This window comes from Ruegeria sp. CE6, from assembly GCF_056537485.1.
In genome coordinates this window covers 691,103-712,692 of the sequence record NZ_JBQFRR010000002.1, presented here as the reverse complement: position 1 = coordinate 712,692, position 21,590 = coordinate 691,103, and the positions used below count along the sequence as shown (strand labels likewise).

Sequence of the window (21,590 nt, the reverse complement as noted above, 5' to 3'; positions counted from 1 at the left end):
AGGGTAGAACATGACGCCGAATTGGGATGATTTGCGGGTTTTCCTGGCGGTCGCGCGCGATGAAAGCCTTTCGGGTGCGGGGCGGGTTCTCAAGATCGACCCGGCGACAGTCGGGCGCAGAATCGCGCGGCTCGAAGCGGCATTGGACGCGGTGTTGTTCACGAAATCACAGCAGGGCTATGTGTTGACGACTGCAGGACAACGCCTGATGGAGCATGGGCTGCAGGCGGAAGAAGCTATGCGCGCAGCGACTGGTGTCATGTCAGGCTCTGCCAAATCGCTAAGCGGTCAGATCCGAATTGGTGCCCCGGATGGTAGTGCCAATTACCTGTTGCCACAGGTCTGCGCCAAGATCAGCGATGCCAATCCTGATCTCGACATTCAGATCCTGGCGTTGCCGCGCATCATCAACCTATCCCGGCGAGAGGCCGACATGGCGGTAACAGTCAGTGCGCCCACCGCAGGGAAACTGCTGGTGCAGAAGATATCCGACTATCGGCTGCATATGGTCGCAACGAAGGAATACCTGAGTCGTCACGCCGAAATTCGATCCATCGAGGATCTAAAAGGGCATCGGATGATAGGCTATATTCCGGACATGATTTTCGACCGCGAGCTGGACTATCTCAACGACATTGGTGTTGAACGTGTCGCGCTTGCATCAAACTCTGTTTCCGTTCAGCTGCGACAAGTTTCGCTGGGAACAGGGGTCTGCGTGGCACATGATTTCACATTGCCGTTCCATCGGGGATTGCAGAAAATCCTGACGGATCAGGTCAGTCTGACCCGGGGGTTCTATCTGGTCCGCCATCAGGGCGATCAGCGCAATGAGCGGTTGAACCGCTTTGCCGAGGCGTTGACGCGCGGAATACGGGACGAAGTAGCGCGGCTTGAGCGCGAAGCTTCACCTTGACACATTCACACATTCCGGCAACGCTTTGGAAAACAGTACGTAATTCCGGAGGTTTTCGCTTATGCTTGTACAGGCCATTCTCAAATCCAAGGCCAGCGGCGGTGTGGAGACGGTCGAGCCAACGGCATCCGTTTCTCAGGCTGCCGAGATTCTTGCGGAAAAGCGGATTGGTACTGTGGTCATTTCCGAGGATGGGGGGCAGACGGCAGCGGGCATTTTATCCGAACGAGACATTGTTCGCGAGTTGGCTGCCAGCGGCAGCGGATGCTTGGATAAACCCGTTAGCAACTATATGACCAAGCAACTTGTGACCGCCAGCCAGCAGGATACTGTTGAGTCTATCCTGTCCCAGATGACCGAAGGACGATTTCGCCACATGCCTGTATTGGAAGATGGCAAACTGGTCGGCATCGTTACGCTGGGTGATGCGGTCAAGGCGCAACTGGCTGAACTTGCTATGGAAAAAGACGCGCTTGAGGGCATGATCATGGGGCACTGAACGCGGGGGCTGTTTCAGCCTCTTGCACCTGCGGCAAAGTTATGTTTGCTTGCGCAGAAATATTGTTGCGCTGGAGAGCCCAATGCGGGTTGGATTATATCCCGGTACTTTCGACCCTATCACCATGGGTCATATAGACATTATTCGCCGCGCGGCTGCGCTGGTGGATAAGCTCGTCATTGGTGTTGCTATCAACCGGGACAAGGGCCCGCTGTTTTCTTTGGAAGAACGTGTCGCGATGATCGAGGCCGAATGCGCCCATCTAACCGAGCAGACTGGCACCGAGATTGTCGCGCATCCGTTTGAAAACCTGCTGATCGATTGCGCCCGCGATGTAGGCGCTCAGATCATCGTGCGCGGACTGCGTGCGGTTGCGGATTTCGAGTATGAATTCCAGATGGTTGGGATGAATCGCGCGTTGGACGACTCGATTGAGACCGTGTTCTTGATGGCGGAGGCACGGCATCAAGCCATTGCGTCGAAACTGGTCAAAGAAATCGCCAGATTGAACGGGGACGTGTCAAAATTCGTCACGCCCCGCGTCAATTCCGCCTTGAAAGAGCGGTTAGGATAGCGCGCCCATCGCGGCGGCTGTGTCCAGCATCCGGTTCGAGAAGCCCCATTCGTTGTCGTACCATGCAAGCACACGAACCAATGTGCCGTCAGTTACTTTGGTTTCAGCCAGTGAAACCGTCGAGCTATGCGAGTCGTGGTTGAAATCGATCGAGATCAAGGGGCGATTCTCGGCCGCCAGCACACCGGGGATTTTGGCGGCAGCTTCTACAAAGAGGGCATTGACCTCTTCTTCGGTCGTCGGTCGCGAAACCTCAGCAACCAGATCAACGACTGAGACATTGGGCGTGGGGACACGAATGGCTTGCCCGGTCAACTTACCAGCAAGCTGCGGCAGAACCAGACCAACAGCCGATGCCGCGCCAGTTGTCGTCGGAATCATCGACAGCGCTGCTGCGCGCGACAGATAGGGGTCTTTACCCGCAGTGTCGTGAACCGGTTGGCTGGCCGTGTATGCATGAACTGTGGTCATGTTGCCGTGTTTGATGCCCAGTCCTGCGTCCAAAGCCGCCGCGACCGGCGAGAGGCAGTTGGTGGTGCAGGAGGCATTGGAAACAACGATATCGTCGGCGGTTAGCTCATGATCGTTCACGCCGAACACGACTGTCTTCACGCCGCCGTCGCCACGGGCAGGGGCCGAGATCAATACTTTCTTTGATCCGTTTTTCAGGTGCCGCTCAGCTGCTTCACGGGTCCGGAAAACACCGGTGCATTCCAGAACCACATCCACATCAGACCAGTCCAGTGCTTCGGGATCACGCTCGCTGGTCAGCCGGATGGGCCCAGCACCCACGTCCAGACCTGCATCAGTCAGAGTTACGGGATTGGAATAGCGTCCATGCACGCTGTCGAACTCGAACAGATGTGCGTTCATTTCGGGCTTTGCCAGATCGTTGATTGCGATGATTTCAACATCAGTACGTCCGGATTCCATGACGGCCCGAAGAACGCCGCGCCCGATCCGTCCAAATCCATTGATTGCCAGCTTGAGTGTCATAATGCGCTCCGTCAGAACATGGTCCATAGATGGTTAGCGCTAACAAAGCCAGATTGGCGCGAAAGTCAAGAAAAACCTCTGTCAGCGCCAGAAGGCGAGCCAATCCAGGAAATCGTAGAGCTTCTTGCCCAGGAACAGCAGGTGTTCGGTGCCGAATAGTGCCACGTCCAGCATCAGACCGCCCAGAATTAGGATTCCAAGCCAGATGGCGATTTGATTTGTCATTTCTGCGCCCTGAACGTAAATGCCCGCTCAGATAACCTGAGCGGGCATAAAGGTACAAGCGATGTGCGAAGGGTCAGTTAAGGCGGCCCATCGCGACGGCGACATCCGCCATACGCACCGAGAATCCCCATTCGTTGTCATACCATGCCAATACGCGCACCATTCGGTTGTCGACAACTCGGGTCTGATCCGGCGCAAAGATCGAGCTTTCTTCGGTGTGGTTGAAATCGGTCGAAACCAGCGGCGCAGGCTCATACCCTAGAACGCGCTGCATCGGGCCTTTCGCTGCCTCTTCGACGATGGCGTTGACCTCTTCGACAGTGACGTCGCGCGAGGCGCGGAATGATAGATCAACGGCCGAGACGTTTGGAGTGGGCACGCGGATGGCCGAGCCGTCCAGGCGCCCTTTGAGGTTCGGCAGAACCTCTCCCAGTGCTGCAGCGGCGCCAGTGGACGTCGGGATCATCGACATGGCGGCAGCGCGGGCGCGATAAAGATCGCTGTGGCGACGGTCCAGCGTCGGTTGGTCGCCGGTATAGGCGTGAATCGTGGTCATGATGCCATGCTCGATGCCGATACCTTCGTCCAGAACTTTGGCAAGCGGAGCAAGGCAGTTGGTGGTGCAAGAACCGTTCGACACCATGTTGTCGTTTGCAGTCAGGCTGTTGTGGTTCACACCAAATACGATGGTCTTGTCGACATTCTTGCCAGGGGCCGATAGCAGAACCTTGCCTGCGCCGCGCTCAAGATGGGTTTTAGCCTTCAGGCCGTCGTTGAATTTACCGGTGCATTCCAGAACGACATCGCAGCCTTCCCAGTCCAGCTCGTTCATATCGTAGGTCGAGAACATCTCCATCGGGCCGCGACCCAGATCCATGGTGTTGCCTTCGACCGAGACGTCGCGTGGGAAACGTCCATGGATGCTGTCGTATTTCAACAGATGCGCCGAGGTTTCCAGCGGGCCGGTGGCGTTGACCTTGATCACTTCGATGTCGTTGCGCGCCGATGCGGCGATGTGCGACAGAGTACAGCGGCCGATGCGGCCAAAACCATTGATACCGACCTTGATGGTCATCCGACGTCTCCAAAAATGCGCTTGCGTTGCAGGCCATATAGCCGCGAATATTGAATCTCAAAAGGGCAAAAATGGCATATTTTTAAGGTGTTAGCGCAAACCTGCGCCGATTGCGCTAACGCTTGCGCTAGCCGTTGGATCAGGTAGGGTCCGATCGAACAGATGAATGGAAAGGAAGCGCGATGAGTGGTCTGTTGGCCCTGTTGGACGACGTGGCGGGCATTGCAAAGGTTGCGGCGGCCTCGGTGGACGATGTGGTGGCCGCTGCCGGCAAGGCTGGGGCTAAGACTGCGGGTGTGATCATTGACGACGCGGCCGTGACGCCCAAATACGTTCAGGGTTTTGCCCCGGCGCGGGAACTGCCGATCATCTGGCGCATCGCGCGCGGGTCGATTTTCAACAAGATCATTCTGTTGTTGCCAGTGGCATTGCTACTAGCCAATTTTGCGCCTTGGTTGATCACACCGCTGCTTATGCTCGGTGGTTCATATCTGTGTTTCGAGGGGGCCGAGAAGATTTTTCACGTCCTGTTTCCGCATGGGAGCCATGCGATAGACGAAGATATGAAAAATCCTGATCCTGGCCATCTGGAAGAAAAGAAGGTGAAGGGTGCGATCAAGACTGACTTTATTCTGTCTGCTGAAATCATGACCATCGCTTTGGCGGCCATTGAAGCGCCGAATGTGTGGATGCAAGCCGCGACGCTGGCCGTGGTGGGCCTTGGGGTCACCGTCGCCGTTTATGGCTCGGTCGCTCTGATCGTGAAAATGGATGATGTCGGCCTGTATTTGGCGCAAAACGCGCCGACGCCGATAGGGCGCGGAACGGGAAGGGGCCTCGTCAAAGCGATGCCCGTTGTTATGAAAGTTCTGTCTATCGTTGGTACTGCTGCGATGCTGTGGGTCGGCGGGTCGATCATGATCCACGGTATGGAGGTCCTAGGCTTTGGCTGGCTGGGCCATCACATTTACGACTGGGCAAATGCTGCGAGTCATGCTGTGTCTGAACAATGGGCAGGCGCGGTAAAGTGGATCGCGAAGGCGACGATGGATGGTGTATTCGGTCTGGCCTATGGGCTGGCGCTGATACCGGTGGCAACCAAGCTTCTGTCCCCCGCGATCAGCGCGATTTCGGGATCTGCGAATAAACACTGAAATCAGGATCATGTGACGTGAGGTTTCATCTGGCACAACGGTAAGAGCGGGGTAAGTTCCAATCGAAGCATATCCGGTGTGAGATCGATGACTAAACTCAGCCTTTCCCAAGTCCTTGCCAGTTTAGATCGGTTGAACGGGATGCTGCAGTTTCCGGTGCCGCCAAACTGGATGCAAGGCCGCACAACATATGGCGGCTTCTCGTCTGCCTTGCTGCTGGCTGCTGCGAGAAATGCGGTCGATGCTCTGCCTCCATTACGCTCGGCCCTGATCAATTTTACCGCGCCCATCGGTTCACCTCCGCTGATCGAAACCGAGGTGCTTCGCAATGGGCGGAATGTCACGACGATCAATACACGAGCAAGGATTGAGGGGAATACAGCCGCACTTGGGACATTTACGTTTGGCAAGGCACAGGACAGCCATGTGGCGTTCGAACATCCGGCTAAGGCAGAGATACAGCCAGAGATCACAGAACACTATTTCCCGCCAGATTTGCCAAAACTTCCCATCGCATTTCTTGAGAACTTCGACGTTCGGTTGATCGACGGGGCGCGGCCATTTGCTGGTGCAGAGCGTGGCTATGTGAAGGTTTGGGCGCGCCATAATGATGCCGATATGCGCGATAGGATCGAAGGGTTGATCGCAATTGCGGACCTGTTGCCACCGGCCATATTCCCGACATTGAAGAAGCCGGGAAACAACTCATCAATGAACTGGATTTTCAACGTGCTGTCCGAGGATATTCATACTCGCGATGGATGGTGGTTGATGGAACATCAATTGACAGCTGGACATGACGGCTACAGCTCTCAGGTCATGCGGATGTGGAACACCGATGGTGATCTAATTGTCGATGGTATGCAGTCAGTAATAATTTTCGTCTAACAAAAAAGGCCCCGGTTTTAACCGAGGCCTTTTGACTAATTTGGGTAGGTTCAACCCAGCAGTTCTTTGACCTTGGCGACTGTTGCCTCGGTCGTGATGCCAAAATGCTTGTAGAGCTCTCCGGCGGGTGCCGACGCACCAAAGCTGGACATGCCGATGAACCCAGCCTTGGCCTCGCGACCACGCTCGCCCAGAAGCCAACGGTCCCAGCCTCCGGCGCGAACCGCAGCCTCGATACCGACGCGGACGGCTCCCGCAGGCAATACGCGCTTGCGGTAGGCTTCGTCTTGTTCGGCAAACAGCTCCATACAGGGCATGGAAACGACCCGAGTGCCGATGCCTTCGGCCTCAAGTATTGCTTTAGCTTCCATCGCCAGCGAAACCTCGGAACCTGTGGCAATCAGAATCGCCTGACGCTTGTTTTCTGCGTCAGCCAATACATAGGCGCCTTGCGCGGTCAGGTTTTTGGCTTTGTGCTGGGTCCGAACAGTTGGCACGCCTTGACGGGTCAGCGACAAAACCGAGGGGCTGTCCTTGAAGGTCAGCGCCAATTCCCAGGCTTCGGCGGTCTCAACCGTATCCGCGGGGCGGAACACATAAGTGTTCGGCGTCGCGCGCGAGATCGCCAGATGTTCCACCGGTTGGTGCGTCGGACCGTCTTCGCCCAGACCAATCGAGTCGTGGGTCATCACGAACACCGTCGGGATCTTCATAAGTGCAGCCAAACGCATCGAGGGCCGCGCATAGTCGGTGAAGGCCATGAACGTACCGCCATACGGGCGAATGCCACCATGCAGCGCCATACCGTTCATAGCAGCGGCCATACCGTGTTCACGAATGCCGTAATGGATATACCGACCATTGCGGTTTTCCGGAAGGAACACGCCCATATCAGCCGATTTGGTGTTGTTCGATCCAGTCAGGTCAGCCGAGCCGCCAATGGTTTCGGGCATGATCGGGTTAACGACATTCAACACCTTCTCTGAAGAGGCGCGTGTGGCCAGCTTTGGCTGGTCTTCCGACATCTGTTTCTTGAACGACCGGATGGCGCCGGCCAGCTTCTTTGGTGCCTCAAACGCATAGGCGCGGTTGAATTCGGCTTGTTTACGTTCGGAGACTTGCGCAAAACGCTCCTCCCACGCTGCGCGCTCGGCTTTGCCACGTGCACCAATGGCCTCCCAAGCGGCTTTGACCTCAGCAGGGATGACGAACGCATCATGCGGCCAGTCATATGCTTCTTTGGCGGCGTTCAACTGATCCTGATCGGTCAGAGCGCCATGGCCTTTTGAAGTGTCCTGCGCCGCGTGACCCAGTGCAATGTGGCTTTCACAAGCAATCATCGTCGGTTTGTTCGACTTCTTCGCCTGCACGATGGCCGCATCGATGGCCTTGGGGTCGTGGCCGTCAATCTCAAGCACATGCCAGCCCGAGGCCGCAAAACGGCGTACCTGATCGGTGCGGTCGGCGATGTCGACTGTGCCGTCGATGGTGATGTTGTTGTTATCCCAGAAGACGATCAGTTTGCTTAGCTCGTGGCGACCGGCCAAAGTGATCGCCTCTTGGCTGACGCCTTCCATCAGGCAGCCGTCGCCCGCAATCACGTAGGTATAGTGATCAACGATCTTCTTGCCATAATGCGCACGCTGAATTTCCTCGGCCATCGCAAAGCCAACGGCATTCGAAATGCCCTGACCCAAAGGTCCGGTAGTGGTTTCGACACCATCGATCAGGAAGTTCTCGGGGTGCCCGGCAGTTTTGGCGCCCAATTGACGGAAGTTCTTGATCTCTTCCAGCGTAACATCGCCATGACCGGTGAGATACAGCAGCGAATAGACCAGCATCGAACCGTGACCCGCCGATAGGATGAACCGATCGCGGTCCGGCCAGTTCGGGGCAGTGGCGTCGAATTTGAGGTGCTTTTCGAACAATACGGTCGCAACATCGGCCATGCCCATCGGCATACCGGAATGGCCGGAATTGGCGGCGGCGACAGCGTCGAGGGTCAGGGTGCGGATGGCCGCAGCCTTGTCCCAGTGTTCGGGGTTGGCATTGCGCAGCGCAGTCAGGTCCACGGGCGTAGTTCCTTTGGTTTACGGGCAGATGGGCGCTGAATACCATCCGATTGTCAAAGTGCAAGCAGAACCGCGTGGCACACCGAATTGGCGCTTCAAGAGCGGTGTGCAAGTGGTTGAAACCAAACAGTGGGTATTTTCTGTCGCATTCCGTTAGACTAGGGCTGAGCGCCGCCGCTTTTGATTCGGGTAGGCGAATATCAGAACGAACCTTGATAAAGAGGTGACACAGGCATGAGTCAGATCGAAGAACTACAACGCCGTATTATCACCGCGATGGAGCGGATCGGTAATGGTGTCGAGGCCTTGCACGATGCTGGATCCGCAGCCGGTGATGACACGTCGCTGCGAACGGCGCTTGAAGAAGAGCGGGTGGCCAATGCCCAGCTTGAGGAACGGCTGAAAACGATCAAAGAGAGACACGCGCAAGAGATTGACGCGCTGCGTGCGCAACCGGCACCGAGTTCGGAAGTGGATGCGCTGCGTGCGCAATTGGCCGAGGCGACCTTTCAGCTCGCCACGGTTGAGGCTGCGCGGGCCGAGTTGGCGGATGCCAAGGCTGCGCTTGAAAACACGGACGAAGTCGAGGGCTTGAAGGCTGAGATTGAGACTCTGCGATCACATCAGGGCGCCGCAGAAGAGGCCAATACGTTGCGCGCGCAGGTCGAGAAACTGACCCCAATCGCGGATCGCGCGGAAGAGATGGAGGCCGAATTGGCGCGTCTGCGGGCTGAACTGGTCGATAGCGAGCGGTTAACCGAACTCAATGCCGAGCTTGAGATGCTGCGCGCGGAACGGGCTAGCCATGGGGCCGCGATGTCCCGGTTGGATGATGATTTGCAACGGCTTCGCAATGCAAACGATCAGCTCCGGAGCGCTGTCGATGAATTACGCGCCGCCGCAGAGGACGGTGTCACGGATGCTGACATGCTGAACCGGGCCACGACAGCCGAATTAGAAGCCATACGTGCCGCGCGCGCGTCGGACGCAGCCGAAGCGCATGCGGTCCTGGCTCGGCTTGAGCCATTGCTAAGTCATGCCAATCTGGCCGAGGGAGAGGTGGAATAATGCCCGAAGTAACCATTCATATCGGTGGCCGCGGCTTTGATGTCTCGTGCCAGGACGGTGAAGAACCGTTTCTGCAAGCGGCAGCCAGACTGCTGGATGATGAGGCTCAGGTTTTGTCGGACCAGATCGGACGTATGCCGGAATCGCGGATGCTGCTGATGGCGGGACTCATGTTGGCAGACAAGGCAGCCGCGCATGAAGATCGCATGAAACTGGCCGAGGCCAAGCTGGTTGAATTGGAGACCGAATTGAAGCGGCTCCGCAGCCAACCACAGCCGGAACCTGAACGGATCGAGGTCGCGGTAGTGCCGCCATCTGTCACGGATACGCTGGCTGAAATGGCGGCGCGCGCCGAAGCCCTGGCGGCAGTCATTGAAGAAAGGACGGCCTAATGCCGATCGCCCGAATGGCCTATTGCGCGGCCGTCGTCTCGCTGACTGGCACGATGGCAAAGGCCGATATCGACATTCTGTCCGTGACGTTTACCTGTGAGAACAACACGCAAGTGCCGGTGTCCTACTTTAACGCCTCAAATGGCGATGGGGCGGCTGCGATGATGATCGATGATCAGTTGATCCCTATGAAACAGGTTCCAAGCGGCTCGGGCATCCGGTATGAATCCGTCGGAGGGGCAGGGACATACACCCTGCGCTCCAAGGGGTGGGATGCCACGATCAGCCATCAGGCCGAAGGCGACACAGCCCCGGAACTCGTATTGTTCAAGGACTGTAGCAGCCGATAGCTTACGCGTTTGCTTCGCGGATTTTGTCCGCAGCGTCTTTGTTATAGCCCACACTGTTTTCATCGAACAGTGTGTCTAGCTCACCCGACAGCGTCATTTCAGTGATAATGTCGCAACCGCCGACAAACTCGCCTTTGACATAAAGCTGAGGCACGGTTGGCCAGTCGGAGTAGTCCTTGATGCCCTGGCGCACAGCTTCGTCAGCCAGAACGTTCACATCGGTGTATTCGACACCCATGTAATTCAGAACACCGGCCACCCGGGATGAGAACCCGCACTGCGGCATCTCTTTGGTGCCTTTCATGTAAAGCACCACATCGTTGGCTTTGACGGTTTCGTCGATCTGGGTCTTAACGTCGCTCATCTTGCTTTTCCTTTTCATCCGCTTGCGCGGCGGTCGTTCGGTTATCGGGCGGTTCAGGTGCCCATCCTTCTTCTTCAAGCCGCCGGTGTTCTGCTTGTGCAAGCGTCACCGGATCAAGCCCGTATCGTTCAATTCCCCCAACCTTGCTAAGCGTATCGGGGTCAGGGCGCATATCCGACAGTTTTCGTTTTCTGTTGCGTTTGACATAGGCTTCGATGAGGGCGGCGACAACTATCAATGCACCAAGAAGAGATATCCAGAAGGGCCAGCCACTCATCTTTTCAAAGCCACTTAGGCGCTTTTTTGAAAGTAGTGCTGTGTCATTCAGGTACCTTCGTCGTCAACGCCAGCGCGTGCAATTCCCCATCAGATCCATCCATCTTGCCTTTCAGCGCAGCGTAAACCGCACGCTGTTGCTGAACGCGGTTTTTGCCGCGAAAGCTTTCGTCCACGACCATGGCGGACATGTGCACGCCATCGCTGCCACCAACCTGAATTTCCGCATTGGGAAAGCTTTCGCGCAGCAGGGTTTCAATCTCGTGGGCGCTCATCGGCATGTAGGTTCACTCCTGTAGGTCTTTCCCAAGATGTAGAGTGATGGGAGCGGGCGTGCAAGATGTCGAGCATCTTTCAGATACGCGAATCCCGCGCCTATGGAAGACGCGGGAATTCTGGAATTCGGAAGAGACGATTTATCAGGCGACCGCGGCGGCAAAGCTCTGGCGGAAGGTCTCGGTCAGTTCCGCCAAAGGAGCTTCGGAATTGCCGATCTTCACGCTGTCACCGGTAAATCGACCAACCGAGACCAGCGGGACACCAGCCTGACCGGCAGCGATCATCAGCGCCTCGGCTTGATCGAAGTTGCATGCCACAAGATAACGGGCCTGGTCTTCGCCGAATAGGAACTCGGATGATGCATCATCCAGGCAAACGCCGACGCCTGCAGCTTCAGCAAGTTCAAACGCAGCCAGTGCAAGGCCGCCATCGCTAAGATCAGTACATGCTTTGATCATCTCGCGATTGGCCCGGATGAATTCCCCGTTGCGCGCCTCTGCAGCCAGATCAACATGCGGCGCGTCTCCGTCCTCGCGGTTGAATACCTCGGCCAGCAGGGCGGACTGACCCATATGGCCGTTGGTTTCGCCGATGACCAGCGCAACATGGCCATCCCGAACTTCGTTTCCGATTATCTCGTCGCTATGAGCAAGAAGACCAACCGCGCCGATGGTGGGGGTTGGCAGGATCGCCTGGCCGTCAGTCTCGTTATAAAGCGAGACGTTGCCCGACACGATTGGCATATCCAGCGCACCAACGGCGGCACCGATACCTTGGATCGCGCCGACGAACTGACCCATGATCTCGGGCTTTTCGGGGTTCCCGAAGTTCAGGTTGTCTGTGGTGGCAAGTGGTTTGGCCCCCACGGCGGTCAGGTTGCGATAGGCCTCGGCCACCGCTTGTTTGCCGCCTTCCACCGGGTTTGCACGGACATAGCGTGGGGTTACGTCGCTGGTAAAGGCTAGCACCTTGTCGGTGCCATGTACGCGGACCATGCCAGCGCCCAGACCCGGCGTGCGAGTTGAATCCGCCATGACCATGGTGTCGTATTGCTCATAGACCCATTGTTTGCCTGCGTAATTGGGTGAAGAGAGCAGGGCGCGCAGACCGTCGATCGGATCGATCTGTGGTACGTCTTCCAGTGGCGCGGACTCAGGGGTCGGTTCCCACGGGCGGTCGTATTCAGGCGCGGTCGAGGACAGTTTAGACAGGACCAGATCGGCTTTGATCTCACCATTGTGCATGATCAGGAAACGGTCTTCGGCAATGGTTTCGCCTACGATGGCAAAATCGAGGTCCCATTTTTCGAACACGGCGCGGGCCTCGGCCTCAAGCTCAGGTTTGAGGACCATCAGCATCCGTTCCTGAGATTCCGACAGCATCATTTCATAGGCTGTCATGTTCTCTTCGCGCTGCGGGACATTCTCGAGGTCCAAACGCACGCCCAGACCACCTTTGTCGCCCATCTCTACAGCCGAGCAGGTCAAGCCCGCTGCGCCCATGTCCTGGATCGAGATCACGGCACCGGTCTGCATCAGTTCCAGCGTTGCTTCCATAAGGCGCTTTTCGGTGAAGGGGTCGCCGACCTGAACGGTGGGGCGTTTTTCTTCGATGGTGTCATCGAATTCGGCCGATGCCATGGTTGCTCCGCCCACACCGTCACGACCGGTTTTTGCGCCCAGATAGACGACGGGCATCCCAACGCCCGAAGCGGCCGAGTAGAAAATCTTGTCACTGTCAGCCAAACCAGCGGCAAACGCGTTCACAAGGCAGTTGCCGTTATAGGCCGGGTGGAACCGAACTTCGCCACCCACGCAAGGCACGCCGAAGCAGTTGCCGTAGCCGCCAATCCCCTCGACCACTCCGTTCACCAATTGGCGCGTCTTATGGTGGCCCGGCTCGCCAAAGGACAGTGCGTTCATCGAGGCGATGGGCCGTGCGCCCATGGTGAAGACATCCCGCAGGATGCCGCCCACACCGGTCGCCGCGCCCTGATAGGGTTCGATATACGAGGGGTGGTTGTGACTTTCCATCTTGAACACCACGGCCTGACCGTCGCCGATATCGACGACACCCGCATTCTCGCCTGGGCCGCAGATAACCTGAGGGCCAGAGGTCGGAAGGGTGCGCAACCATTTCTTGGATGACTTATAAGAACAATGCTCGTTCCACATCGCTGAAAAGATGCCAAGCTCGGTAAAGGTCGGCTCACGCCCGATGATCTCAAGGATCATGTCGTATTCCTCGGGCTTGAGCCCATGTGCGGCAATCAGATCGGGTGTGATGGCGGGCTCTTGCATCTTCTGTCCTGTGTCCAAGTGGGCCGAGATTGCGGGCCTTTTAGGGCAATGGGCCGCTTGAGGAAAGAGCCAAACCCGCACAGGGGTCATCGGGCAATAAAAAACGGAACCGGCCATAAGACCGGTTCCGATTTCAGAGGCGTGCTGATTTGGTTCAGCCAGCGGCTGAAACGTGTCGAAGCCTAAGTGTCAGGCGGGGTTTTGCCCTTTGTTGACCGCATCTGCGGCGGCTGCGCCGGCGGCAGCTTTTTGTTCTTCAGTTATGTTCTCAGCCTCATCCAACCCCGGGATGGCGACGCGCACCTCGCGGCGGGCGAAGTCGATACCATTTGCGTTGAATTCGGCCTTCACACGGTTAAAGATTTCCTTACGCAGTGTGAATTGCTTGCCGGGCTTGGCCATGAACTTGCCTCGGATGATCATACCGACATCGTCGAAGTCGAACACACCCTGAGATTTGAAGGGCTGCAGGAAGCCATCTTTGTGAACCTCGTCCTGCATCATCTCGGCACCGATCTTCTTGAAGATCTTCTTGACCTTGTTGGGGTCGGTGTCGAACGGCACAGTAAATTTCAACTTCATGATCACCCAGTCACGGCTGAAGTTGGTGAGCTTTTGAATCTCGCCATAAGGTATAGTGTGCACCGGACCACGATGGTGGCGAAGCTGCATTGAGCGGATCGAAATTTTCTCGACCGTTCCCATGGTCCCGCCGACATCGACATATTCGCCGACGCGGAATGCGTCATCGATCAGGAAGAAGATGCCGCCTACGATATCGGCCACCAGTTTCTGCGCACCAAAGCCGATGGCCAGACCCAAAACACCAGCACCAGCCAGCAGCGGCGTGATGTTGATGCCCAAGGCGCTCAGGGCAAGTAGGCCGAAGATCACCGAGATTGTGACTTGTGCGGTAATCCGCAACAAGGGCAGGACGGTCGCCAGACGCGAACCACCCGCGCCGCCACCTTCTCCGCCGGCTTCTTCATCCAGCTCCTCGGCCGCTGTCTGTTCCTTGGCCAGACGACGGTTAATCCATAGCGAGACGATCTCGTTCAGGATGTAGCCGACAGCGATGATCAGCAGGAACTCGATGATTGCGCCGCCAACTTCGGCACCGATACCTGCGGACGCAACATGGCGCAGATCTAGCTGCCAAACACGGGAAATCATGAAGACGACGAAGAGGCCAGCAATCACCCGACCGATGCGAATATAGCTGCGCTTGGCCGATCGATAGGCGCGTTCTGCTAATGGCCCTTCGCCCGACATTGGCGGCTGCAGGTGGCGCACCAAACCACGTATTAATGTATCAAGTGCAGGTGCAATCAACAGCCAGAACATGGTTGTGAAATGCGCTCCACCGGACAGCACGCGGATCAGCGCCGGGTTGCGTTGTGCCACTAGGAATTCGACCAGCAGCCAAATCACGACAGAAACGCCGATTGCAAAATACGGGTAATACCGCGCGACTTCTTCGTCGAACTTGGTGTGGTCCGGGTCGGTACCCAGCATCATCTGTGACAAACCTTCGCGCGCTGTCCAGGCGATTATGCCAATATAGACGTGGATTGCTGCGTTCAGCCAGAAACCGATGCGCGTCTGATCGCCGGTAACCCCGTTCAGCGCATTGAACCTTAGTACGAACAAGGTAAAGCCGATCAGGATCAGCAGACCGATCAGGTTGCGATGCAGGTATTTTGCCCAGTGGTCGTCAATGTTTACCAATCGGAATTGTGGCTTTTGCGGCGCAAGAACAAAGCGCGAGACTGCTGCCCCCAGACGCGGCACCCAGATTAGGTAGAATACAAATGGGGCTGCATAGATGATCTGCTCGGGGCTCAGCAATCCTCGGCCAATCGCCCGAATGACGACGTAGAATACGATAAGCCCGGCAATTTCGCGGCAAAATCGGCGGAACAGGTAGTTCACAGCGCCTCTGAGATCAGCGTCACCCGAGGGCTCGGTTGCCTCATGCCAGCGGCGGGTCAGAAAAATAAATAGCTTCTCCGCAATGAAGCCGACTATCAAGACCGAGAGCACCAGCCCCATTAGCGTCAGAACACCAGCGCCCCCCAATTTGTCAGAGAAATTGCTAAATGCAGTGATTTGCGCACTGATGATATTGGGAACTGTGGTCAGAACATGTGTCCAGGATGCGACCATTTCTGCCCAGATCTCATTGAGCTCGGTCAGCGGGTCTTCCTGACCTTCCTTTTCCGCCGCTTGCTTTTCGGCAACAGCGTCAAGGCGTTCCAGAAGGATTGCCCGTACCTGGTCGTCAGACATGCGCGCAACCAGATCATCAACCTGTTCTGGCGTCAGATCTTCGGGAATTTCAACTGTAGCGGTTGTGCTTGTGTCTTGTGCATGAAGTGGCACGGCCAGGAACAAGACTGAAATCATCGCCAACAATAGGCGGAATGAGTGGAACATGAATTAGCCCTCGAACACGAAATTTAGGTGTTTTTTCGGGATCATAGGCCTACGCGTTGGATTTTCCCAGTGCTTTCCACTGAATTGCATCAGCCTGGCGAAAAAAAAAGGCCGAGCACTAAGCTCGGCCGTAGTCCAACAGGGAGGTATGAAGATGATGAGCGTTTCAGCATCACCGCCTTCATGTGCTCATTTAGGGATCAGTTTACTAACGATCAAGGTCTATTAACAGACCCCGGCGTCATGCCCGCTATGCTCTGAGTGCATGGCTATAGCTTGCCCAATTGCCTCAGCTGTTTGCGATGGGCGATTATCTCATCCTGCACAAAGTCCCGAAATGCCGCTATCCGTTTGGAATGACGCAATTCTTCGGGGTAGGCGAGGTAAACCGGGACATCAGCACTTTCGATGTCTGACATGACGGGGACCAGATCCGGGAAGTCCTCAGTCACATAATCAGGAAGTACTCCGATACCCAGATCATGCAGCACGCCCTGAAGAACGCCGAAATAGTTGTTCACGGTCAGCAACGAGCCGGGATTGTATGTCATAAGGTGACGAACCATCGACGCGCTTGCCCCAACCTGAGGGGCTGCGGGCGTTTGGCAGATCAATCGGTGCTTGGAAATGTCTTCCAGCGTTTCAGGCGCCCCACCATGAGCATCCAAATAGCTGCGCGTTGCATAGAGCAGCATCTGCACTGTCATCAGACGTTTGCGCACGAGATCGGCCTGGCTGGGCTCTTTCATGCGGATGGCCACATCGGCTTCACGCATTGGCAGATCCAATACCCGCTCTTCAAGCATGAGGTCGATATTAAGGTCGGGATACTGTTCATAGAGCTTTGGTAGGCGCGGTGCGAGCCACAGCGTGCCGAACCCGAAGGTGGTGGTCACCCTCAGTACGCCAAAGACCTCATCTTCACTATCCCGGATACGCGCTGCAGCGGCATCCAGACGTTTCAGCATGGCCGTCGTGGCATCGAACAGCAATTCGCCTTGTTCTGTCAGAATCAGACCGCGTGCATGGCGGTGGAACAAAGTTGCATCGAGTGATTCTTCAAGCGCGCGGATCTGACGGCTCACCGCGGATTGAGATAAATTGAGCTTGTCTCCCGCGTGTGTGAGGCTGCCAGCGTCTGCAACCGCGTGAAATATTCTAAGCTTGTCCCAATCCATCGCCGCAACTTTCGTTATCCTCGCGCAGCCCTATATGAAACAGGTAACAAATTCCACAATGAAACCCGGAAATCGTTACGGAATAGAGTAAAATCACTATACAGGTCAGTATTTATGACCTAATATGCACGAGAATAAAGCACACTAATCCGACGAGGGGAGACGTCAGATGAGTCAGCCGAAAATTTCACTCAACGACCGGTTCGACCTGTCCAAAAGCCCGGTTCTTTTGAACGGAACGCAGGCACTGGTGCGTTTGATGCTGATGCAAAAAGTACGAGACACTGCGGCGGAATTGAACACAGCGGGTCTGGTCACAGGCTATCGGGGGTCTCCGCTTGGGGCTGTAGACCTTCAGATGTCTCGTGCAGAAAAGCAACTCGCCGAAAAGGATGTCACCTTTCAATTCGGATTGAACGAAGATCTGGCCGCAACCGCATTATGGGGCAGCCAACAGGCGGGGCTGCGTGGCGACGGAAAATTCGATGGTGTTTTTGGGCTCTGGTATGGCAAGGGGCCGGGCGTAGATCGATCCGGTGATGTGATGCGCCATGCCAATATGGCGGGCACGGCGCAACATGGCGGTGTATTGATGGCCATGGGCGATGATCACACGGGTGAAAGCTCGACCGTTTTACATCAGTCGGAATGGTCACTGGTGGACATGTATATGCCCGTGGTCAGCCCGGCAGGTGTGCAAGAAATTCTGGACTATGGCATTTACGGATTCGCGCTCAGCCGGTTCGCCGGGGTCTGGGTCGGGCTGAAAACGATGAAAGACACGATCGAAGTGACTTCCGTCGTAGATGGCCGCCCTGACCGAATGCAGCTGGTCACCCCTCAATTCGATATGCCAGAGGGTGGGCTGAATATTCGGCTGGGTGATACGCCGCATCTGCAGGAAGCGCGCGTAATCGACCACAAGCGCTTTGCGGCAGAGGTCTTTTCGCACGCCAACAAGTTGGACAAGCGGGTCTGGGGAAAACCGGGCGCCAAGATTGGGTTTGTGGCGGCGGGTAAGAACTGGCTTGATCTGACTCATGCCATGTCGCTGCTGAACATCAACGCGGATGAGGCCGAACGGCTAGGCATTACCACCTATAAGATCGGTCAGACTTTCCCTTTGGATATGAAGGGCTTCCACGATTGGGCTGAGGGGCTGGATCTGATCGTGATCGTCGAGGAAAAGCGCAAGCTGATCGAAGTTCAGGTTAAAGAAGCGATCTTTGACGACCGTCGTGGGCGCCGTGTTTATGGCTGGTACAAAGGCGGCGCGGGGACGCTGCACCGCGAAGAACTGTTCCCGACCCGAGGGGCGCTTGACCCGATCATGATTGCCGAGAAGCTGGGTGAGATCCTAATCGAAGAGGGGCGCGATACAGATGGCGTTCGTGCCGGACTGGAGGCGCTGTCCGAAGCGCGCCGGGCTGACAATGCGCAGGAAATCGCGGCGCGTTTACCATACTTTTGTTCAGGATGTCCGCATAACAGTTCAACCAAGCTGCCTGATGGCAGCCGAGCCTATGCCGGGATTGGCTGTCACTACATGGTGCAGTGGATGGATCGCGAAACCACCGGTTTCACCCAGATGGGCGGCGAAGGGGCGAACTGGATTGGCGAGGCTCCGTTTTCGACCACACAACATGTTTTCCAAAACCTCGGCGATGGCACCTATAACCATTCCGGCGTGCAGGCGATCCGGGCGGCACTGGCTGCGGGCACAAATATCACCTTTAAGATCCTCTATAACGACGCCGTTGCGATGACCGGAGGTCAGGAGAACGAAGGTGGGCTAAGTGCCGAACGCATCGTCGCCGAGGTCCGCGCGATGGGAGTCAGCAACGTTGCCGTCGTTTACGACGAAAAAGAAGATGTGAATTTTGGTGCGTTGCCTTCGGGCGTTGAGACGTTCGAGCGTTCAAAACTGATGCAGGTTCAGGAAAGATTCCGCGAAATCGAGGGTGTATCGGTCATTGTTTATGTTCAGACTTGCGCAGCTGAAAAGCGCAGGAGACGCAAGCGCGGCACGTTCCCCGACCCCGATAAGCGAGTGTTCATAAATACCGATATCTGTGAGGGTTGCGGAGATTGCGGCGTTCAGTCGAACTGCGTTTCCATCGTACCGAAAGAGACCGAACTTGGCCGCAAGCGTGCGATTGATCAGTCAAGCTGCAACAAGGATTTTTCCTGCTTGAACGGGTTCTGCCCGTCTTTTGTAACCGTTGAAGGGGCGAAAATCCGCAAAGAGGCGACGACCGACCTCGACTTGCCCGACCTACCGGACCCCGTTTTGCCACAGATCAACGGCACCCATAATGTCGTGATCACCGGCGTTGGTGGCACAGGCGTTGTCACCATCGGGGCGGTTCTGGCGCAAGCCGCACAAATCGACGGCAAGGGTGCCGGTATGATGGAAATGGCCGGCCTCGCACAGAAGGGTGGCGCCGTACATATCCATTGCCGTCTGGCCAACCGGCCCGAAGATATCAGCGCGATCCGTGTTGCCACTGGCGAGGCGCATGCGCTGATCGGCGGTGATCTGGTGGTATCGGCCGGGGCCAAGACGCTTGGCCTCACGCAAACCGGCCAGACCGGCGCCGTTGTGAACAGTCATGAGATTATCACCGGTGACTTCACGCGCGATACAGAATTCACAATCCCCAGCGATCAATTGCAGCTTGCGCTGCAGGCGCGGTTGAAAGATGGGGTGGCCCTTTTCGATGCCACCGATCTGGCGCGAGCCGTGATGGGCGACTCGATCTATTCCAATATGATGGTCTTTGGCGCAGCCTGGCAGCGTGGTCTGCTACCGATCAGTCACCAAGCGATAATGGGTGCTATTGAGTTGAATGGTGCGGCGGTCGAGCGCAACAAACGCGCCTTTGAAGTTGGTCGCTGGGCGGTGACCCACCCCGACGACGTGGCCAATATTTTGCGCCCCAACGTAGCAGAGTTACCAAAGACCCTCGATCAAGTGATCGATTTCCGCGCTGCGCACCTGATCGACTATCAGAACAAGCGGTTGGCGAAACGTTATCGCAAGCTGGTCGACAGCGTTGCAGATCAACACGTTCGTGAGGCTATTGCCAAAGGCTACCATAAGCTTTTGTCATATAAGGATGAATATGAAGTCGCCCGATTGCTGCTCGACAGTCGCCAGAAGGCGGAGGCCGAGTTTGATGGTGACTTTAAGATGACCTTCCATCTTGCGCCGCCAACCCTGGGGACGAAGGGCGACAATGGACGCCCGGCCAAGAAAGCGTTCGGAGAGTGGTTTCTTGGTCCGTTGAAGGTTCTAGCCAAGCTGAAAGGTTTGCGCGGCACTCCGCTGGATATCTTTGGCTACACGACAGAGCGCAAAATGGAGCGTGCTCTGATCCGCCAGTATGAAAAGGACATGAAAGAGGTTTTGCCCAGTCTGACGCCCGAAACCAGTGATGCGATCGCGGCCCTTGCGGCTCTGCCATTGGACATTCGCGGTTTCGGTCCGGTTTTGGTCGCCAATGAGGCTAAGGCTGCGAAACGGCGCGAGGAATTGTTGGCTGTTATTCGCGATGGCGGGCCTCAGATGAAAGCTGCGGCAGAGTGAGGCTTTACAAGCTTGTCATCAAACCTATGCAAAATGTCTACCCGGCCTTATCTCAGCGGCAGCAAACCGGAGTAGCCTATGCCCTCGCGCCATCACGTCGCTCGTGACATCTCTTACGCCCATTCCGCAGAAACGCGGAGCGGGCGTATAGTGATCAAGCTGATGGAAAACACGACCGGTCGTCTGCGTCTTATCCGCCGCGCTGACGGGTATGAGCAGGAGGTCGCACAGGGGCGTGATTTTTGGTCCGTAATGGTGGATCGATATGGGCTGACATTAGACGTGGTTGGCGGTGCGTTGTCGAACATCCCAAAAGATGGGCCATTGATCCTGATTGCGAACCATCCTTACGGCATTCTAGACGGGCTAATGATGGGACACATCCTGTCTCAGACTCGGACAGACTTTCGCATTCTCGCCAATCATGTTTTTCGCAAAGCTGAAGACCTGAACAGCATCGTGCTGCCAATTTCGTTTGATGCCACAAAAGATGCGATGAAGCTGAATCTTGCGACCCGCAAAACCGCTCTGAACTACCTAAGCGATGGTGGTGCAATCGGGATCTTCCCGGGTGGCACCGTCAGCACTGCGGCCAAGCCATTTTCTCATCCGATGGATCCAGGGTGGCGCGGATTTACAGCGCGGATGGTTGCCAAATCCAATGCGACCGTTGTGCCGGTTTTCTTCGATGGTCACACCTCGCGTTTGTTCCAGATTGCCAGCCATCTGCACAACACTCTGCGGATGGGGTTGCTGATCAAAGAGTTCAAGAAACGTGTCGATACCCCCGTCCGCGTAGTTGTAGGAGACCCCATTGGGCGCGACATTCTGGACCCGCTGGGCAAGGATACGCGCAAGATGATGGATTTCCTGCGCAAAGCCACGTATGAGCTGTCTCCAGAGCCATTGAAGTCTTATGACTATGGCTATGAATTCGAGGAACGGCATCGCGCCTGAAGGGG

At 56.3% G+C, this 21,590-nt stretch carries 20 protein-coding genes; 10 read left to right on the top strand and 10 right to left on the bottom strand.

Annotated elements, in window-relative coordinates:
- The first annotated feature begins 10 nt into the window (after positions 1–10).
- The 3 genes from ACR0DK_RS12030 to coaD all read left to right on the top strand — a co-directional run bounded on the left by ACR0DK_RS12030 (position 11) and on the right by coaD (position 1,986).
- On the top strand, positions 11–913 hold the full coding sequence (locus ACR0DK_RS12030; RefSeq protein WP_170405527.1) for a LysR family transcriptional regulator: 903 nt from the start codon (positions 11–13) through the stop codon (positions 911–913).
- A 61-nt stretch (positions 914–974) separates the two neighbouring features.
- Positions 975–1,412 carry a CBS domain-containing protein gene (locus ACR0DK_RS12025; RefSeq protein ID WP_170405529.1) on the top strand — a complete coding sequence of 146 codons (438 nt, stop codon included), beginning with the start codon at positions 975–977 and terminating at the stop codon, positions 1,410–1,412.
- Between the two features lie 82 nt (positions 1,413–1,494).
- Positions 1,495–1,986, top strand: a complete 492-nt coding sequence (gene coaD, locus ACR0DK_RS12020) for a pantetheine-phosphate adenylyltransferase (RefSeq protein ID WP_170393190.1) — start codon at positions 1,495–1,497, stop codon at positions 1,984–1,986.
- Here the strand turns inward: coaD and gap (ACR0DK_RS12015) are convergent.
- The 3 genes from gap (ACR0DK_RS12015) to gap (ACR0DK_RS12005) all read right to left on the bottom strand — a co-directional run bounded on the left by gap (ACR0DK_RS12015) (position 1,978) and on the right by gap (ACR0DK_RS12005) (position 4,282).
- A complete protein-coding gene (gene gap / locus ACR0DK_RS12015) occupies positions 1,978–2,982 on the bottom strand; it encodes a type I glyceraldehyde-3-phosphate dehydrogenase (RefSeq protein ID WP_170393189.1) in 1,005 nt (334 codons plus the stop codon). The two genes, coaD and gap (ACR0DK_RS12015), sit on opposite strands and share 9 nt — an antisense overlap.
- Before the next feature lie 81 nt (positions 2,983–3,063).
- A complete protein-coding gene (locus ACR0DK_RS12010) occupies positions 3,064–3,207 on the bottom strand; it encodes a hypothetical protein (protein WP_010439846.1) in 144 nt (47 codons plus the stop codon).
- A 73-nt stretch (positions 3,208–3,280) separates the two neighbouring features.
- Positions 3,281–4,282 (bottom strand): type I glyceraldehyde-3-phosphate dehydrogenase, encoded by a 1,002-nt coding sequence (gap, locus tag ACR0DK_RS12005; protein WP_170393188.1) that lies wholly within the window; start codon positions 4,280–4,282, stop codon positions 3,281–3,283.
- Between the two features lie 182 nt (positions 4,283–4,464).
- Here gap (ACR0DK_RS12005) and ACR0DK_RS12000 point away from each other — a divergent pair, with 182 nt between their 5' ends.
- Both ACR0DK_RS12000 and ACR0DK_RS11995 read left to right on the top strand, forming a co-directional pair.
- Positions 4,465–5,436 carry a DUF808 domain-containing protein gene (locus tag ACR0DK_RS12000; protein WP_480736308.1) on the top strand — a complete coding sequence of 324 codons (972 nt, stop codon included), beginning with the start codon at positions 4,465–4,467 and terminating at the stop codon, positions 5,434–5,436.
- 87 nt (positions 5,437–5,523) lie between these two features.
- The gene (locus tag ACR0DK_RS11995; RefSeq protein ID WP_480736305.1) at positions 5,524–6,324 is read left to right on the top strand and encodes a thioesterase family protein; all 801 of its coding nucleotides are present in this window, start codon (positions 5,524–5,526) and stop codon (positions 6,322–6,324) included.
- Between the two features lie 50 nt (positions 6,325–6,374).
- Here ACR0DK_RS11995 and tkt read toward each other — a convergent pair whose 3' ends face one another.
- Positions 6,375–8,396 (bottom strand): transketolase, encoded by a 2,022-nt coding sequence (gene tkt, locus ACR0DK_RS11990; protein ID WP_480736303.1) that lies wholly within the window; start codon positions 8,394–8,396, stop codon positions 6,375–6,377.
- A gap of 234 nt (positions 8,397–8,630) precedes the next feature.
- On the opposite strand from tkt, the gene ACR0DK_RS11985 reads away from it, so the two are divergent.
- From ACR0DK_RS11985 to ACR0DK_RS11975, 3 genes are read left to right on the top strand one after another with little or no spacing between them, the layout of a single operon-like run.
- On the top strand, positions 8,631–9,464 hold the full coding sequence (locus ACR0DK_RS11985) for a hypothetical protein (protein ID WP_480736301.1): 834 nt from the start codon (positions 8,631–8,633) through the stop codon (positions 9,462–9,464).
- Positions 9,464–9,856 (top strand): cell division protein ZapA, encoded by a 393-nt coding sequence (locus ACR0DK_RS11980; RefSeq protein WP_170393183.1) that lies wholly within the window; start codon positions 9,464–9,466, stop codon positions 9,854–9,856. The genes ACR0DK_RS11985 and ACR0DK_RS11980 overlap by 1 nt, the downstream gene beginning before the upstream one ends.
- On the top strand, positions 9,856–10,206 hold the full coding sequence (locus ACR0DK_RS11975; protein WP_480436914.1) for an MliC family protein: 351 nt from the start codon (positions 9,856–9,858) through the stop codon (positions 10,204–10,206). The genes ACR0DK_RS11980 and ACR0DK_RS11975 overlap by 1 nt, the downstream gene beginning before the upstream one ends.
- 1 nt (position 10,207) lies before the next feature.
- Here the strand turns inward: ACR0DK_RS11975 and grxD are convergent, their stop codons facing one another.
- The 6 genes from grxD to ACR0DK_RS11945 all read right to left on the bottom strand — a co-directional run bounded on the left by grxD (position 10,208) and on the right by ACR0DK_RS11945 (position 17,039).
- Entirely contained in the window at positions 10,208–10,570 is a 363-nt protein-coding gene (gene grxD, locus ACR0DK_RS11970; protein WP_170393181.1) for a Grx4 family monothiol glutaredoxin, read from the bottom strand.
- Positions 10,557–10,847, bottom strand: a complete 291-nt coding sequence (locus ACR0DK_RS11965) for a hypothetical protein (RefSeq protein WP_170510095.1) — start codon at positions 10,845–10,847, stop codon at positions 10,557–10,559. Before ACR0DK_RS11965 ends, grxD begins: the two co-directional genes overlap by 14 nt.
- Before the next feature lie 43 nt (positions 10,848–10,890).
- Positions 10,891–11,127: a BolA/IbaG family iron-sulfur metabolism protein gene (locus tag ACR0DK_RS11960; RefSeq protein ID WP_170393179.1), complete on the bottom strand. Its 237-nt coding sequence runs from the start codon at positions 11,125–11,127 to the stop codon at positions 10,891–10,893.
- A gap of 138 nt (positions 11,128–11,265) precedes the next feature.
- Complete coding sequence (gene purL / locus ACR0DK_RS11955; protein ID WP_170393178.1) at positions 11,266–13,425, bottom strand: phosphoribosylformylglycinamidine synthase subunit PurL; 2,160 nt, start codon at positions 13,423–13,425, stop codon at positions 11,266–11,268.
- A 189-nt stretch (positions 13,426–13,614) separates the two neighbouring features.
- Positions 13,615–15,861, bottom strand: coding sequence for a mechanosensitive ion channel family protein (locus ACR0DK_RS11950; RefSeq protein ID WP_170393177.1), 2,247 nt, complete (start codon positions 15,859–15,861; stop codon positions 13,615–13,617).
- 269 nt (positions 15,862–16,130) lie between these two features.
- Positions 16,131–17,039 carry a LysR family transcriptional regulator gene (locus ACR0DK_RS11945; RefSeq protein WP_170393176.1) on the bottom strand — a complete coding sequence of 303 codons (909 nt, stop codon included), beginning with the start codon at positions 17,037–17,039 and terminating at the stop codon, positions 16,131–16,133.
- A 169-nt stretch (positions 17,040–17,208) separates the two neighbouring features.
- Here ACR0DK_RS11945 and ACR0DK_RS11940 point away from each other — a divergent pair, with 169 nt between their 5' ends.
- Both ACR0DK_RS11940 and ACR0DK_RS11935 read left to right on the top strand, forming a co-directional pair.
- The gene (locus ACR0DK_RS11940) at positions 17,209–20,628 is read left to right on the top strand and encodes an indolepyruvate ferredoxin oxidoreductase family protein (protein WP_223118094.1); all 3,420 of its coding nucleotides are present in this window, start codon (positions 17,209–17,211) and stop codon (positions 20,626–20,628) included.
- A 78-nt stretch (positions 20,629–20,706) separates the two neighbouring features.
- Positions 20,707–21,585 carry a lysophospholipid acyltransferase family protein gene (locus ACR0DK_RS11935; RefSeq protein WP_170393174.1) on the top strand — a complete coding sequence of 293 codons (879 nt, stop codon included), beginning with the start codon at positions 20,707–20,709 and terminating at the stop codon, positions 21,583–21,585.
- Positions 21,586–21,590: the final 5 nt, after the last annotated feature.